This window comes from Mesorhizobium sp. M7A.F.Ca.US.005.03.1.1, assembly GCF_003997975.1.
In the GTDB taxonomy this organism is placed as follows: domain Bacteria; phylum Pseudomonadota; class Alphaproteobacteria; order Rhizobiales; family Rhizobiaceae; genus Mesorhizobium; species Mesorhizobium ciceri.
Genome location: NZ_RZRO01000136.1, coordinates 1 through 13097, shown reverse-complemented (window position 1 = coordinate 13097; position 13097 = coordinate 1). Strand labels below are relative to the sequence as shown.

At 62.3% G+C, this 13097-nt stretch carries 18 protein-coding genes and 1 pseudogene; 9 read left to right on the top strand and 10 right to left on the bottom strand.

The annotated features are described in order from the left end of the window. Window positions 1-196: 196 nt before the first annotated feature. Window positions 197-502: a hypothetical protein gene (locus tag EN990_RS32550; protein WP_024501716.1), complete on the top strand. Its 306-nt coding sequence runs from the start codon at window positions 197-199 to the stop codon at window positions 500-502. A 91-nt stretch (window positions 503-593) separates the two neighbouring features. Here the strand turns inward: EN990_RS32550 and EN990_RS32545 are convergent, their stop codons facing one another. The 3 genes from EN990_RS32545 to EN990_RS32535 all read right to left on the bottom strand — a co-directional run bounded on the left by EN990_RS32545 (window position 594) and on the right by EN990_RS32535 (window position 3079). Next, the gene (locus tag EN990_RS32545; protein ID WP_245469232.1) at window positions 594-1727 is read right to left on the bottom strand and encodes a transporter substrate-binding domain-containing protein; all 1134 of its coding nucleotides are present in this window, start codon (window positions 1725-1727) and stop codon (window positions 594-596) included. A gap of 242 nt (window positions 1728-1969) precedes the next feature. Continuing rightward, on the bottom strand, window positions 1970-2569 hold the full coding sequence (locus EN990_RS32540; protein WP_127369223.1) for a YdeI/OmpD-associated family protein: 600 nt from the start codon (window positions 2567-2569) through the stop codon (window positions 1970-1972). A 111-nt stretch (window positions 2570-2680) separates the two neighbouring features. After that, window positions 2681-3079: a cupin domain-containing protein gene (locus tag EN990_RS32535; RefSeq protein ID WP_164753815.1), complete on the bottom strand. Its 399-nt coding sequence runs from the start codon at window positions 3077-3079 to the stop codon at window positions 2681-2683. A gap of 65 nt (window positions 3080-3144) precedes the next feature. Here EN990_RS32535 and EN990_RS32530 point away from each other — a divergent pair, with 65 nt between their 5' ends. Then, a complete protein-coding gene (locus tag EN990_RS32530) occupies window positions 3145-3606 on the top strand; it encodes a MarR family winged helix-turn-helix transcriptional regulator (RefSeq protein WP_063172635.1) in 462 nt (153 codons plus the stop codon). 129 nt (window positions 3607-3735) lie between these two features. Then, window positions 3736-4464, top strand: a complete 729-nt coding sequence (locus EN990_RS32525) for an SDR family oxidoreductase (RefSeq protein ID WP_127369222.1) — start codon at window positions 3736-3738, stop codon at window positions 4462-4464. A gap of 16 nt (window positions 4465-4480) precedes the next feature. Here the strand turns inward: EN990_RS32525 and EN990_RS32520 are convergent, their stop codons facing one another. Together EN990_RS32520 and EN990_RS32515 are read right to left on the bottom strand one after the other, a co-directional pair. Next, complete coding sequence (locus tag EN990_RS32520; RefSeq protein ID WP_127369221.1) at window positions 4481-5455, bottom strand: LysR family transcriptional regulator; 975 nt, start codon at window positions 5453-5455, stop codon at window positions 4481-4483. Between the two features lie 15 nt (window positions 5456-5470). Continuing rightward, a complete protein-coding gene (locus EN990_RS32515; protein WP_013530631.1) occupies window positions 5471-6376 on the bottom strand; it encodes a S1C family serine protease in 906 nt (301 codons plus the stop codon). A 195-nt stretch (window positions 6377-6571) separates the two neighbouring features. Here EN990_RS32515 and yghU point away from each other — a divergent pair, with 195 nt between their 5' ends. Beyond that, a complete protein-coding gene (gene yghU / locus EN990_RS32510; RefSeq protein WP_013530630.1) occupies window positions 6572-7438 on the top strand; it encodes a glutathione-dependent disulfide-bond oxidoreductase in 867 nt (288 codons plus the stop codon). 83 nt (window positions 7439-7521) lie between these two features. On the opposite strand, the gene EN990_RS32505 is transcribed toward yghU, so the two are convergent. Next, complete coding sequence (locus EN990_RS32505) at window positions 7522-7824, bottom strand: DUF1236 domain-containing protein (RefSeq protein WP_013530629.1); 303 nt, start codon at window positions 7822-7824, stop codon at window positions 7522-7524. A 619-nt stretch (window positions 7825-8443) separates the two neighbouring features. Continuing rightward, the gene (locus EN990_RS32500; RefSeq protein WP_224674556.1) at window positions 8444-8662 is read right to left on the bottom strand and encodes an exopolysaccharide production repressor protein; all 219 of its coding nucleotides are present in this window, start codon (window positions 8660-8662) and stop codon (window positions 8444-8446) included. 324 nt (window positions 8663-8986) lie between these two features. Here EN990_RS32500 and EN990_RS32495 point away from each other — a divergent pair, with 324 nt between their 5' ends. From EN990_RS32495 to EN990_RS32480, 3 genes are all read left to right on the top strand, one after another. Beyond that, window positions 8987-9274 (top strand): hypothetical protein, encoded by a 288-nt coding sequence (locus tag EN990_RS32495; RefSeq protein ID WP_063173741.1) that lies wholly within the window; start codon window positions 8987-8989, stop codon window positions 9272-9274. A gap of 963 nt (window positions 9275-10237) precedes the next feature. After that, window positions 10238-10537, top strand: coding sequence for a DUF1236 domain-containing protein (locus EN990_RS32485; RefSeq protein WP_013530625.1), 300 nt, complete (start codon window positions 10238-10240; stop codon window positions 10535-10537). Between the two features lie 2 nt (window positions 10538-10539). After that, on the top strand, window positions 10540-10827 hold the full coding sequence (locus tag EN990_RS32480; protein WP_338048523.1) for a hypothetical protein: 288 nt from the start codon (window positions 10540-10542) through the stop codon (window positions 10825-10827). Between the two features lie 304 nt (window positions 10828-11131). Here the strand turns inward: EN990_RS32480 and EN990_RS32475 are convergent, their stop codons facing one another. Together EN990_RS32475 and EN990_RS32470 are read right to left on the bottom strand one after the other, a co-directional pair. Then, window positions 11132-11683 carry an isochorismatase family protein gene (locus tag EN990_RS32475; protein WP_127368643.1) on the bottom strand — a complete coding sequence of 184 codons (552 nt, stop codon included), beginning with the start codon at window positions 11681-11683 and terminating at the stop codon, window positions 11132-11134. Window positions 11684-11794: 111 nt separating this feature from the next. Beyond that, window positions 11795-11998 carry a hypothetical protein gene (locus EN990_RS32470; protein ID WP_063168627.1) on the bottom strand — a complete coding sequence of 68 codons (204 nt, stop codon included), beginning with the start codon at window positions 11996-11998 and terminating at the stop codon, window positions 11795-11797. Between the two features lie 35 nt (window positions 11999-12033). Between EN990_RS32470 and EN990_RS32465 the strand changes: the two genes are divergently transcribed. Continuing rightward, window positions 12034-12123, top strand: a complete 90-nt coding sequence (locus EN990_RS32465) for a hypothetical protein (protein ID WP_081714185.1) — start codon at window positions 12034-12036, stop codon at window positions 12121-12123. Window positions 12124-12327: 204 nt separating this feature from the next. Then, window positions 12328-12426, top strand: a complete 99-nt coding sequence (locus EN990_RS32460) for a hypothetical protein (RefSeq protein ID WP_013530621.1) — start codon at window positions 12328-12330, stop codon at window positions 12424-12426. A gap of 60 nt (window positions 12427-12486) precedes the next feature. Here the strand turns inward: EN990_RS32460 and EN990_RS32455 are convergent. Beyond that, window positions 12487-13097, bottom strand: a pseudogene (locus EN990_RS32455) (hypothetical protein); the annotation flags it as partial.

Sequence of the window (13097 nt, the reverse complement as noted above, 5' to 3'; positions counted from 1 at the left end):
CCGCAAAGGAAGAGGCGCAAGCGCCGCACACCGCCGATCTCCCCCCTCGTGGGGGAGATTGGCAGCTTCACCGCCAGACACACTCCAGAAACAAGATTCAACATCCGGGAAAAACTCGCGAAAACATCGCCTGTCATAACCACCCTCGCGGCGGTCACGCGGCCTGCGGCACAACGCGAAGAAATGGTCCCGAAACATGCAACGACGTTCGACCGGATGGATGGGTGCCCTGACAGGCATTTCGCTCGCCGTGCTTGCGGTCGCACAGTCGGATGCGGCGGTCACCCGGAGCGAATATTGCAGCCGGCTCGGTCTTCAACTCGACGGAGCCATCCAGACCAAAGCCAAACCCGGTGCCAGTGCGAGCCAGATCGCCGAGGCAACGGCACTCCAGGACAAGGCGAACCGGTTCTGTGCCGAGCGCAAGCAGGCGCAAGGCATCCGGACCTATGCCAATGCCCTGAAACTTCTTGGCGTGACACCGGTCGACCTGGACCAGTGACAGCAACCATCCATCCCTGAAAGACAGGCCGCCACTCTCGGATAGCGACGGCGGTTCTTCCAGCGCATAGCACCGCTGAAATTGCTGCCGGCTACTTCTCGCCCAGATACTGGAAGACGGCCTGCTTCCACCAATCGCTTTCGATGGTCTGCAGGAGGGCGACATCGAGAGACTTGCGCAACGGGCTGCCGAGCGGCAGCGCAATGGCATATTGCTGCTGGTCGAAGGTCGCATCGAGAATCTGCAGGCTTGTCGCGTAATTCTGCCCGACCAGCCAGCCAAGCAGCGGCTTGTCGTGCACCAGCGCGTCGATCTTGCCGGCGCGAAGCGCGTTGAGGCCTTGCTGGATCGAGGCAAAGTCCTGATGACGGATCTGGGTCGAATCCAGATAGGACGCCGTCGACGAGCTCTGCACCGCGCCGACCCTGACCGCGGCGAGATCGCTTTCGCCCTGCACCATGCCTTCCATCTGCGTCACCGTCAGCACCGATGTGACACCCGCAGTGAACACCGCGATCGCAATGATCGATCCCATCATCCAGAGCGCGGCCAGCGCGCGCCCCGGCACGGTTCGCGGGCCGAAATCACCGGTGCTGGCCTGCGTCGCGGCGATGGTCGACCACCACATGCTGGAAAACAGTCCCTTGGCGACGCCGCCGCCGAAATCGTCATTGTGCCGGCGTTCGAACATCCAGATGAGGACGCCGACCACCACCGATATGATGACCAGCGCCAGAACCGCCTGCAGGAAGCCGAACGACGTCAGGGCATGCAGCACCGGCCGCCATGACGGCTGGTTGTTGAGCGGCGTCGCGATGCCGAGCCCGGTCGTGAAGAAGGGCTGCGTGAAGTCGACGGCCTTTTCGCGGTCGGCCGTGACCGTGATCGCGGCCATCGCCGCATCGAATCTGCCGCTGACGACGCCATCGATCTGGTCCTGCACGGCAGGCACTTCGACATAGTGGAAGCGCAGGTTGAGCCGCCCGGCCATTTTCTGCCAGAGGTCGATGCTCAATCCCGACCAGCTGCCGTCCTGCAGCTTGAACGCAAAAGGCGGCGCCTGTTTTATCCCGACCGAGATCTCTTTTGCCGGCGAGGCCGAGGGGGAAGCCAGGTCGGGAGAAGTCTGATCGGGCGAAGTCTGGGCAAGCGTGACCCCGGCTCCCACACACGCGACGATGACAATGAGACCCAGCGCCATCGTCCACGAAGCAACTCTTCTCAACGGCAACGACTCCCAGCGACCGGTCCGCCGCTCGATCGTCGCGGCTTTCGAAGGGTAGCCGCCGTGCCCTCCTCCGTCCACCGGCGATGTCGTTGCTGAAGCGGCCGCGCCACGCCGACCCCGAATTGCGCGAAAACAAGCAGTTGGAACAATTTCGCGATTCAAATCCTGAAGCGCTTCGCGCAACGAGGGATCCCGTGAGGACAGGCTTGCGGCGCCGAAGACGAATTCGCGCCAAACCCTCACTTCCTGCCTTGCGGATGGATCGTCTCACCGCGCTTCAGCATTGCCACAAACGCTTCGATCTTCCTCTTGCGCCCGGCCTCGGTCTTCATGTTGTGAATGCGGAAGGCGAGCGCGAAGCGGTTTTGCGCGTTGAGTTTTTCAAGCATCGCCTTCGCAGCGGGTTCGGCGTCTATGGCCGCTTGCAAATCATCGGGAATTTTCATCTCCTTGCCGCTGCCATAGGCGCGCGCCCAGCGCCCGTCGGCCTTGGCCGTCTCGACCTGTTTGAGCCCATGCTCGGTCATGCGGCCCTCCTCGACCAGCCGCGCCACATTGTCGATGTTGATCAGGCTCCAGATGCTCTTCCTGCCGCGCGGCGTGTAGCGCTGCAGGAAGCTCTTGTCGTCCAACCCTTTGCGCACCGCATCGATCCAGCCGAAGCACAGCACCACGTCGATGGCTTGCTTGGGGGTGATCGATTTCAATCCGGACCCCACCTTGTGCATCTTGATCCAGACTTCGGTTTCCGTGGCGTGGTGCTTGCTCAGCCAGGCGTAGAAGCCGGCAGGATCCGCAAATTCATGAACCTTGTCGGGATCGACCTTGATCGGCGCCATCAGTCGGCCTGTCCGTTCGATGCTGTTGCCGCTCGCGTCATCGCTCTCACTGTCGTCCTGCCTCCGGCATCATGCCCATCGTCATTGGCCAGCATCGTGGCATGAATTGCGTCAGTTTCCGGCAGCAAACTTGGCAGGCGCGCACGGCGTTCCTTCACGCCCGTCGGTCCGGACATTTTTCTTCCCGCCCCACTGTAGAAAGTCCCGGAATACCTGCCATGCTCGTGCTCGGACTGCGCCGCGCGGGATGCACAGCGCTTCTCCCGGTCCGACCTCGATCGGCTTGCCGTCGACGGTCCAGGTCAGCACCCCTTCAATGCCGTAGATCGTCTCTTCGTAGTGATCATGGCTGTGCGCCGGCGCCAGCAGGCGCAGTCCGCTGGCAACCCTCAACTCAAAGGCGGCGATGCTGCCGTTCGAACTGTCGCCCGTCACCAGGAAGCGAATCGACAGCCCCTTGTCGCCGATGGTCTCATTGGCTGGATTGACCTGAAGATTCATGACCGACATTGCGCAAACCCCTCCGGTAAATTACATTTACTCGCTATCAGTAAACTCAATTTACCGGATCGTCAATGCCCACCTCAACGGAAGTTCTACAGACCAAGACCGAGAACCTGCTGATCGGCGCCCTGCTGCGCGTGCCGGCACAAGCGATCCAGCGGCGGCTGATCAAGGAGCTCAACGCCGCCGGTTTCGACGAATTGCGCCTGCCGCATATGGCGGTGTTGCAGTTTCCCGGACCGGACGGCGCGCGGCCCGGGACCATCGCCGAGCGTGCCGGCATGAGCAAACAGGCCATCAACCAGCTGCTCAGCAGTCTCGAAGGGTACGGCTACCTCGTCCGCTCCGACATTCCCGGCGATGGCGGTGCGCGCGTGGTGCGGTCCACCGAACGCGGTCATGCCGCGTTCTGGAAAATGGTCGATATCCTGCACGACATCGAGGAGGAATGGCGCACCGAACTTGGGCAGGAGCGCTTTGCCCAGCTGAAAGCTCTGCTGTTTGTCGTCTGGGAAAGTCCGCTGGTGCGCTGAGCCAGAGACGGCGCTCGTCCGCCCTGCTCCATCGGCCTTTCCGATGGCACTATCGGTTTCTTCCGTTTCCTTCTGTCGCGCCGAACTGCCAATTCCTGCCCTTGTCCATTCAAGCAAAGGCAGAGCGAAATGAGCATTTCGAAACAGAAAATCCTGATCGTCGGCGGCGGCTCCGGCATGGGTCTGGCGCTGGCCCGGCACTGCGTGGAGGCCGGTGCGGCGGTTGTCATCGCCGGGCGCGGCCAAGACCGGCTGCGGCAGGCGCGCGAGGCGCTCGGCAATCCCGCCGGGCTGGAGACGGCCGTCGTCGACATCGCGCGCGAAGACCAGGTCTCGGCGCTGTTCGCAGCGATTGGCGGACTCGACCACATCGTCAGCACCGCAGCCGACATCGAAGGCGCCTACCGGCTGCTGCCGGAGCTTGACCTGAAGGCGGCGCAAAGGGTGGTGGAGAGCAAGCTGTATGGCCCGCTGCTGCTCGCCAAGCACGGTGCGCCGCGGCTGGCAGCATCCGGCTCCATGACCTTCGTCTCCGGTATCGCCGCCTATCGCCCAGCCGCACGCGGCTCCGTCGTTGCTGCTGTCAACGCAGCGCTCGAAGGCCTCGTGCGGGCGCTGGCGGTCGAGTTGGCGCCGATCCGCGTCAATGCCGTGTCGCCCGGCTGGGTCGACACCACGATCTGGGCGCAAGTGGCCGGCGACAGGAAGGACGAGACGTTGGCCGCGATGGCCAAGCAGCTGCCGGTCGGGCGGATTGGCCAACCCGATGATATCGCCGACGCCATTGCCTTCCTGATCGGCAATGGCTTTACCACGGGAACGACGCTGCATGTCGAGGGCGGCCACCGCCTGATCTGAACCGCCGCTGCTTCCGTCAGGAGTTGTTTGCAAACAAGGCCTTGGAGCGGTTCGACGATTCAAGTCCTGAACCAGCCTTGGCGGGCTGCAGGGCCGGCACCAGCGTGTCGCGCGCGGCAGTGAGCAATTGCTTAAGCGCCGGCAGCTGGACGCGCCGGCGGCGCCAGATCATCACCAGCGGCGCTGTCCGCATCTGGCCGGGCCATCGCATTTCGACAATGTCGCCGCGTGCCAGCGCATCCGTGACGGCCAGGCGTGGAACGAGGGCGAGCCCCGCGCCGGCCGCCACCAGCCGCGCAATGGCGCCGATACTGCCGACCTCGTTGGCAAGTCTGGGTGCGGCAGCGCCCGCCTCGGCAAAGGCCGTGTCGAACATGTGTCGGTAGATACATCCGGGCTCCGTTGCCACGAAGGAGAGCGTGCCAAGGGCAGCCAGGTCATGCCCGGTGCTGCCCTGCCCCGGAGCCGCGACCAGCACCAGCGGTTCGGCTGCTATCGTGCGCCTGGCGAAGTGTTTATCCGACGCGCCCTTCGCGAAATCACGGCGGTCGAAGCAGAACGCGACATCGATGTCGCCATCCTCCAATTGGCGCAGCAGCGCGCCGCTGCCCGCCACCTTCATCCGCACGGTGATGTCGGAATGGCCGGCCTGGAACCCGGGCAGCCAAGGCGCCAGCCTGGCCGACGCGATCGTCTCCAGCGCGCCGATGGTCAGGTGCCCGCTTGTCGAACCTGCCGCTGCCTGCACGGCCGCGCGCGCCTCGCCGTCGAGCCGCAACAAATCCTCGGCGATCGGCTTCAGCGCTAGGCCTGCCGGCGTCAGCTCGAGACCGGACTTCGCGCGCGTGAACAGGGCAGCGCCAAGCTCGGCCTCGAGCGCCAGGATCTGGTCGCTGACGCTCGATTGCGCGAGGTGGACCACTTCTGCGGCGCGTGTGATGTTGCGGCTCCGCGCCACCGCAAGGAAGGTTTTGAGCAGTCTTGGATGCATCGTGTGGCTGACGCGCTATTGCAGCTGCGGCTTCTTCAGAAAACTGCCGCGGTCGGCGGACTTGACGCGCAGCCAGGTTTCGCGGCCGTCGCGCAGCACCCGCATCGGAATCTCGGCACCGGCCGAGCCGCTCTCCCACAGCTTGCGATAGAAATCGGCGAGTCCATCGACCGCGCCGTCGCGGATGTCCGAGATGATGTCGCCCTGGCGCAGGCCAGCCTTGGCCGCCGGACCGCCTTCGGTCACGCTCATCACCACCACTCTGCCATCGCTTTCGGCCGACAGGGCGCCGAGCCATGGACGCGGCGGCTTGGCCACCTGGCCGCGCGTCAGGAGATCGTCGAGTATGGGCGGCAACAGATCGATCGGCACCACCATGTTGATATCGGCGACCTCGCCATTGCGGCTCATCTGCAGGCGCAGCGAACCGATGCCGAGCAGCGAGCCATCGGCGCCGAACAGCCCGGCACCGCCCCAGGACGGGTGCGCCGGCGCAATGAAGATCGCCTCGTCGAGCAGATACTCCCAATAGCCAGCGAATTCCTGCTTGGTGACGATCCTGGCCTGCACCGACTGGCCGATGCCGTCGGCCAGCACCACGGCGTCGCCGATCCTGGCCTTGCCGGCATCGCCCAGCGCCACCGCCGGCAGGCCGAGCGGCGCCAGCGCCTGCACCAGGCCGAAGCCCGATTCCTGGTCATAGGCCAGCGCGTGCGCGGGGATGACGCGGCCGTCATGGCTGGTCAGCCAGACCTCTTCCGCTTCGGTGATGAGATAGCCGATGGTCAGCACCAGCCCGTCATTGCGAATGACGACGCCGCTGCCTTCCCTGAGCGTGCCGAGCGCCCCGGCCGTAAAGGCATCTTCGGGAACAGTGGCCCGCACGGCAACGACCGAGCGCGGATTAGGATTGATGGTCATGCTTTTGTCCTGGGTGGGCTTTGGCGACATCTTCTATACGTATGCCACGCAGGAGAAGGCGCAAGGGTAAGGAAGAGCCCAATTGCCGATGTTGGCACTGCGGGCATCGATAATAGTTCAACGCAAGTTGAACTTACACATCCGCAGCCCTAGTTTATGGCGACCTGCCATCCTTCCCCGACACGAGGCCACGAAATGACCGACTACACACCGCCGAAAGTATGGACCTGGAACAAGCCGAGCGGCGGAGCCTTTGCCAGCATCAACCGGCCGATCGCCGGGCCGACGCATGACAAGGAACTGCCTGTCGGCAAGCATCCGTTGCAGCTCTATTCGCTGGCGACGCCGAACGGCGTCAAGGTCACCGTCATGCTGGAAGAGCTTCTGGCGCGCGGCCACAAGGGTGCCGAATACGATGCCTGGCTGATCCGGATCAACGATGGCGACCAGTTCGGCAGCGGCTTCGTCGAGGTCAATCCAAACTCCAAGATTCCGGCCCTGATGGACCACAGTGGCACCACACCGGTGCGCATCTTCGAATCCGGCTCGATCCTGGTCTATCTCGCCGAAAAGTTCGGCGAATTCCTTCCGACCGAACAGCCGGCCCGCGCCGAGGTGCTGTCCTGGCTGTTCTGGCAGATGGGCTCGGCGCCGTATCTGGGCGGCGGCTTCGGCCACTTTTATGCCTATGCGCCGGAAAAGTTCGAATATGCCATCGATCGCTTCTCGATGGAGGTGAAGCGTCAGATGGACGTGCTCGACCGCCGGTTGGCCGAGACTGAATATCTCGGCGGCAAGGACTATTCCATCGCCGACATGGCGGTGTGGCCCTGGTATGGCGGGCTGGCACTCGGCCGCATGTACAATGATTCCGGCGAGTTCCTGTCGGTGCACGAGTACAAGCATGTGCAGCGTTGGGCGAAGGCCATCGACGCCCGCCCGGCGGTCAAGCGCGGCCGCATGGTCAACCGAGCTTTCGGTGAGCCTGCCATGCAACTGCATGAACGCCACGACGCCAGCGATTTCGAGACCAAGACGCAGGATAGACTGGCCGCCGAATAGGCCATCGCGGGTCGCGGCAAAGGAAACCCGCCCCGACGCGACGTTCGGGGCGGGTTTTTCCCAAGGTCCAGTACTGCGGGTCCCTAGTGCAGCACTTCAACAATCTGGCGGGTCTCCGGATCGACGAGGACCGTCTGGTCGTTGATCACCGCGACGCGGTATTTGACGTCGGGCACCTCACGCAGTTCGACCGTATCCGGCACCGACGAGCCGAGCTTGAGCTCGACGCCCAGAAGGTTCACCGAGGCAAGCGGTTCTCTCTTGATGTATTCGCGAACGACTGTCTCCTGCTCCGGCTGGACGACGACGACGTTTTCCGCCAGCGCCGCACCAATCCCGCCCATCAGGACGACGGCGGTCGCCGCGCTCGTAAGATAAAGTCTCATGGCCATCTCCTAGTGATAACTGAATTCCGCCCTCCATAAAAACTCCACCGCTGCCATGCGGTTCCATCGTAACTTCAGAATTGAAGATATTACGATTGCAGCCTGGATATTGATTGGTTGCTGATCAAACATTCGGCAGACAGCGTTCAAGAGTTTGAGAACTTGCACAGATAGGTACGGATATTTAGAGGAAGAAAATTCAATCTGAGCACCAGTGCGCCAAATCGGCCGCGCATCCGCCTCTTCGTCTGGACGATTTGAAAGGCTCCGGCACGAAAAGGGCTCGCCCCGCCGGGAGCAGAGCGAGCCATAACAGTACCGATGGAGGCGGCAACCTCATCGACACTGCCAGAGAACGCGAAGCATCAGCACTTGTTCCCAACCTGTCGGCCTGAGCACAATGCGGAGCGGTCGCGCATGCGTCCTGTTCCCATGATAACGCTGGGCCGAAATCTCCAGCAGGGATATGCTCAGAAGGCGCCGTCTCAGCGACCAAACACCTTGCCGTCGGTCGTGATCGCGCTGGTGGCGACGTTCCCCGAGTTTGCCCGGGCGAACGCGCTCGAGTGGACGGCCTGGTATGGAAACGCCATTCCTGATCGGTCCCGGTCACCCGGTCTCAAAGCTGGACACCGTCGCGATGCAATGGCGGAAAGGCGTCTACCGGATCCTGGCTCGGCACGATGTCATGTGCGCGCCTGAAGATCAGCCTCACGACGAGCACGAAGTAGCCGACCTGCAGGACAAGCAGCGTCGCTATCGTCCAGGCAAATGCCTCCCAGAAGGAGCCGGTGGTCATATAGGTCCAGACCGCGACGATGACGGCCGTGGCTGACATTCCTACCAGAAACTGTCCAAAATACATGGTTTCCAAAACCGTCGAAACCGCGCCGGTTCCAACCAGTCCCTGCCTCATTTCATTTCCCGCGGACAACATTTCATTATTTTAGCAACTTCGCAAGTAAGGGGTCAGTCGCCGCAAGTTCTCCATTTGCGCGGCAACTTGGCAACTGTGCGGGCCGCGGCCGCGGTGCTGGCGGGGCTGGGCTGACACGCCAGCCGTCGACAATCCAGGAGCACGCCCGATCTTTGCACTTCGGGTCCGGAACAAACGCCGGCACGCCGAGTTTCGCCTCCAGTTCTTCAACGATTGGAGGCCAGCATGGCACCTCGCAACAAACCAAGCGCCGACATCGAAGATGACGCACCGCGGGCGGATGGGCCGACCATCGAGCAGCAGGATTGGGATGCAATCAAGGGCGGCGAGATCCTGCCAGAGTCCGTGCCGGAAAACGGCGACATGCGTTACGGCGTCGAAAAAGACGGCGATCTGCCGGACGAGGACGACGATAACGCGTACCAGGACAGCGACGACGCCCTCCCCGATGATGAGGAAGAAGCCGCAATCACGCACGATCAGACCCGAGAGGGCGGATTCGACGAGACGTGAGCTATTCGTCGCCCGAGACATGACTGCCTGTTGTTGAACTTGCCAAAGCCACATTTTCCATGCCCGGTTCGCGGGCGATTTTGCTTGGCCAGCTAAGTTTCCGCCCAGGCAATATATCAGGTTTACCTAAAGTAACGGAACATCCAAGGGACATTATCGGAACTGAACAAGGCCCCTTGGACCTTTGCGCTCGGCAGATAAGACCTTGGTCCTACAGGAAAAAGCAAAAGCCCAAAGTGACCGATTGAGGCTTCCAACGAGGGAACATCGGGCCTCGCTTGTCGTTTGTCGCAGAACTCGGCACCGCCGGGTGTCTGGAGAACGCCGCGATGTCCCACCGATCCACCATCATCAAGACAGGCTATGGCCCAGGAACGGCGATTGCCGTGCTCATGGTTGGATTGACGGCGGTGGGCATCGTGTTCCTCATTCTCGGCAGTTCGCTTTACTTCAGCGAGCAGCCTACGGATCAACGTGTCTTGTCTTCGCCGCCGGCTCGATCGATACACACGGCCCGATAGCCGAGCGGCAAACTGGACGAGCAACTGCTGGACGATAGCGACGAGCAGGCCGGCGTATGGTGAAGATAGAGGGTTCGCCAGGCGCCGAAGCGGCTTGCGAACCCTCTCGGCGCAGGAAGGGACGTTGCTGCGCCGATCGACGACATGTCAGCCAAGGACTATTCCCATCACCAGAAAGGTAACGGCTGTCGCGAAAATCGGTGCGAGCAACCAGCGCGCTTGGCCAACACTTTTGTCCATCTGTTTCTCCGAATTCCGGGAGACAAACAGCCGTGAACAGAGAGCCGTTCCCGTCGGTAAGACCAATGCGCTCTCGGGCCAGACTTAAGTCGCAGACAGCATCCGACCGAAGCCCAATCTGAGGAACATTTTCAGTTGGCTCAAGTTCAGTTGCCGTCAGCGTTGGACGATGTTGTCATGCTGACTCGCAAGGAGAAACAGTATGAAAATGCACCTAACGGGCGCCGCAGCGGCGCTGTTGCTGTTGGCCGGAGTGGGCGCCGTTGCCGCTCAGGACGTTGTCATCCAGCCTGAACAGGACACGGTCATCCGCGAGTATGTGAAGAAGCAGCCCCTCGCTTCGGTCAAGATTCCCGGCGTGGAACTGAATGTTGGTAGCGCGTTGCCGGACACGGTCGAGCTTCATGAGATCCCCGACGTCAAATACCGCTACGTGGTGGTCGACAACCGCACCGTCCTGGTGGATCCGGGCACCCGCAAGATCGTCAAGGTCTACGACTGAACTTGGAATTGTCCCAAACCCGCCGCCAGCCATGGCGGCGGGTTGCCCATGTCAGTTTCCAATCAGGACGAGTGAAGATGATAAGCAAAGCTGTGACATCCCCTGCTTTGGGCGTTCGCCTGGCCGATCTCCAGGCCCGGATGCGCGATGCGCGGGTGACGGATGCCGAAATGAAAACCTTTCAAAAGGTCGCGGCCATCATGGAAGATCGTCACGGCCGGATCGATGGCGACGACCTGATTGCGGTGTCGTTCCTCGCCGATCCGGTGCAGCACCGGCAAACGCCTTGAACGACATTCCCAATAACCAGCAGGCTTTTTGACTCCCGGACCGGGAAAGCGCGCCGAAAGTCTCAGCCGAATCCGCCCTTTTGCTCCGGCCTATTCCGCTTTCGCGGAAGTTTCGAGCGGCACGCAATGTGCAATGTTGCTAATGCGGCGGTACGAGCCGCCCTGGTTGACGCGGGCGCCCGAGCCATCCCAACAATGCGCCCCCCCGTCCGCGTCGACCACGGCAGGCGCCCGGCGCTGTCTTCCCTCGCGAACTCCTCAAGCCGGCCTGCCTGATAATGCGGCCTGCGGCGACGTTCGGGCTTCAGCCGCCGACAAGCGCCTTTGTGGTCACCAGATTGACGCCGGCCTCGGCGAATTCGCCATTGTGCCTGATGATGACCTGCTCGGCACTCTCGCTGGCATTGTCCAGCGTGCTGTGCGCATCGGACACCACGGCCACGCCGAGCCCTCTGGCGATCGCGCCCTTGACCGTCGCGGCCACGCAAAAATCGGTCTGCGCGCCCAGGAGCACGACAGCACCCGCACCCTGCCCGGCAACCCAGTCGCCGAAGGCAGGATTGCTGAAAGCATCGCGCACGGATTTGGCAAAGGTCGGCTCGTCCGCAGCTTGGCCAAGTGCGGGCCAAACCGGCCAGCCCGGCTGATCCGGTGCCAACGGATCGCCTTCGGGTCCATCATGCCTGACAAATGCGACCTTGCGCCCGCCGCGCCGCGCCCAGTCGATCACCGCTTTGGTGCGCTCGACTATGCCTGGCGCATCATGGATCGGCGGTTCGTGCACGCCGTCGAACATACCGGTCTGGAGATCGATGACGATGAGCGGCGCGTTGTCTGGGAGGCTGGATGCTGGCATGGGCTTTACATAGCACGGCGGACAAGGTGATCAAGATTTGCTCATTCCGACGCGCCGGCAAACAGCACGACGCCGTCACCGCCGTCGGGCGGCCAGTCGCGGGTGGTGCGATCATTGCCGCCGGTCAGCACCGCGGCGGACGCCCGCATAGATCGGGCCGGTCTTGCTGTCGAACAGCGCGATCTGGTGGCCGGTGTCCATGCCCCATAGCCGGGCCGTGCCGTCGAGCGAGCCGGAGGCCAGGCGCTGGCCGCCAGCCGATAGCGCCAGGAGGGCCGCCGTCGGCGCCCGGCTTGGTTGACACATGTCGCGCATCTGCCATGCTCGCCGAGAGTTCAGGAGAGAACACCATGAAGAAGACTTACGCGAAGCCGACCTTCGTCAAGAAGGGCAAGCTTTCCGCCGTCACGGCAAACGCCCCGAGCAGCGTCACGCTTTAATCCGGCGCATCTCTGGCGGATCGCGCCGGCGCTGGAGAGCAAACTCCAGGTGCAATTGGTTTTGGGATGGCCCGAAGCAAAGAATAGGGACCCTGGCCCCTTGTCGCGCATTGTTGGGTTTATTGTTTGTTGCTTTCAGCTCGCATGGTTGACAGATGGCCGCAGTATGGCATCATCAGGCTGGGATTTTAGGAGAGTCTGAAAATGAAGAAGATTTATGTGAAGCCGTCGTTCTTGAAAAAGGGCCGTCTGTCGGCGGTCACAGCGTCGAACGGCGCCTCGATTATCATCGTGCCGGGCTGATCGTAAACGTAACCTGATTGAAGCGGGGCGAAATTCGCTCCGCTTTGGCATGCCCAAATCTCAGCGTGTCAGGACCAAATCGTCCACGACCATTTGCCAATAGTGCTTCGTCGACAGGCGAACACGCGTTACAGCTTTGAGCATCGGGGCATAGTGCAACGGCGTCAGCGCCGACAGCGTGATCTGATCGCTTGCAATCAGCTGCTCGCCAAGCCAGCTTTCGATCAGCGCCACCTCCCCTTCCGACGCCAGCCAGGCGGCGCTCAGCATGACCGAGTGAAAGCCGAACGGCCGTTCGCAGCTGAATTCGGCAGGCAGCCCGCTGCTGGTGTAGAGCACATGGTCACCGGAGACGTTGCCATTGACATAGCCCTGGCTGTCCTTGGTGTAGTCGCGCGCCATCGCATTCAGGTTGCGCCACGCCAATCCGGCATGACCGGCCGGAATTTTCCTGAAGGTGCGCGACGTCACATCGTCGAAACCGATCGTTTCGAGAGCGGCATCGGTGGCAATGCCGGCGCGTTGCGCGGACAGCAGGCCGAGATCCGCCGAGTAGGGCGACAGCGTCAGCCGCCGCTCCAAGCCTTCGCCACTGATGCTGACCGTGTCGGCTTCTTCAGCCAGGTCGAAGCTGAAGACGGCACCCGGCGCCAGTGTCCGCGTCTCCAGGA

Bases quoted from the DNA above. Each gene is read 5' to 3' on its own strand.
- EN990_RS32550 (WP_024501716.1), top strand. From the start codon at position 197: ATGCAACGACGTTCGACCGGATGGATGGGTGCCCTGACAGGCATTTCG.
- EN990_RS32540 (WP_127369223.1), bottom strand. From the start codon at position 2,569: ATGGCGCCGATCAAGGTCGATCCCGACAAGGTTCATGAATTTGCGGAT.
- EN990_RS32535 (WP_164753815.1), bottom strand. From the start codon at position 3,079: ATGTCGGTCATGAATCTTCAGGTCAATCCAGCCAATGAGACCATCGGC.
- EN990_RS32530 (WP_063172635.1), top strand. From the start codon at position 3,145: ATGCCCACCTCAACGGAAGTTCTACAGACCAAGACCGAGAACCTGCTG.
- EN990_RS32525 (WP_127369222.1), top strand. From the start codon at position 3,736: ATGAGCATTTCGAAACAGAAAATCCTGATCGTCGGCGGCGGCTCCGGC.
- EN990_RS32520 (WP_127369221.1), bottom strand. From the start codon at position 5,455: ATGCATCCAAGACTGCTCAAAACCTTCCTTGCGGTGGCGCGGAGCCGC.
- EN990_RS32515 (WP_013530631.1), bottom strand. From the start codon at position 6,376: ATGACCATCAATCCTAATCCGCGCTCGGTCGTTGCCGTGCGGGCCACT.
- yghU (WP_013530630.1), top strand. From the start codon at position 6,572: ATGACCGACTACACACCGCCGAAAGTATGGACCTGGAACAAGCCGAGC.
- EN990_RS32505 (WP_013530629.1), bottom strand. From the start codon at position 7,824: ATGAGACTTTATCTTACGAGCGCGGCGACCGCCGTCGTCCTGATGGGC.
- EN990_RS32500 (WP_224674556.1), bottom strand. From the start codon at position 8,662: ATGTCAGCCACGGCCGTCATCGTCGCGGTCTGGACCTATATGACCACC.
- EN990_RS32495 (WP_063173741.1), top strand. From the start codon at position 8,987: ATGGCACCTCGCAACAAACCAAGCGCCGACATCGAAGATGACGCACCG.
- EN990_RS32485 (WP_013530625.1), top strand. From the start codon at position 10,238: ATGAAAATGCACCTAACGGGCGCCGCAGCGGCGCTGTTGCTGTTGGCC.
- EN990_RS32475 (WP_127368643.1), bottom strand. From the start codon at position 11,683: ATGCCAGCATCCAGCCTCCCAGACAACGCGCCGCTCATCGTCATCGAT.
- EN990_RS32470 (WP_063168627.1), bottom strand. From the start codon at position 11,998: ATGCGCGACATGTGTCAACCAAGCCGGGCGCCGACGGCGGCCCTCCTG.
- EN990_RS32465 (WP_081714185.1), top strand. From the start codon at position 12,034: ATGAAGAAGACTTACGCGAAGCCGACCTTCGTCAAGAAGGGCAAGCTT.
- EN990_RS32460 (WP_013530621.1), top strand. From the start codon at position 12,328: ATGAAGAAGATTTATGTGAAGCCGTCGTTCTTGAAAAAGGGCCGTCTG.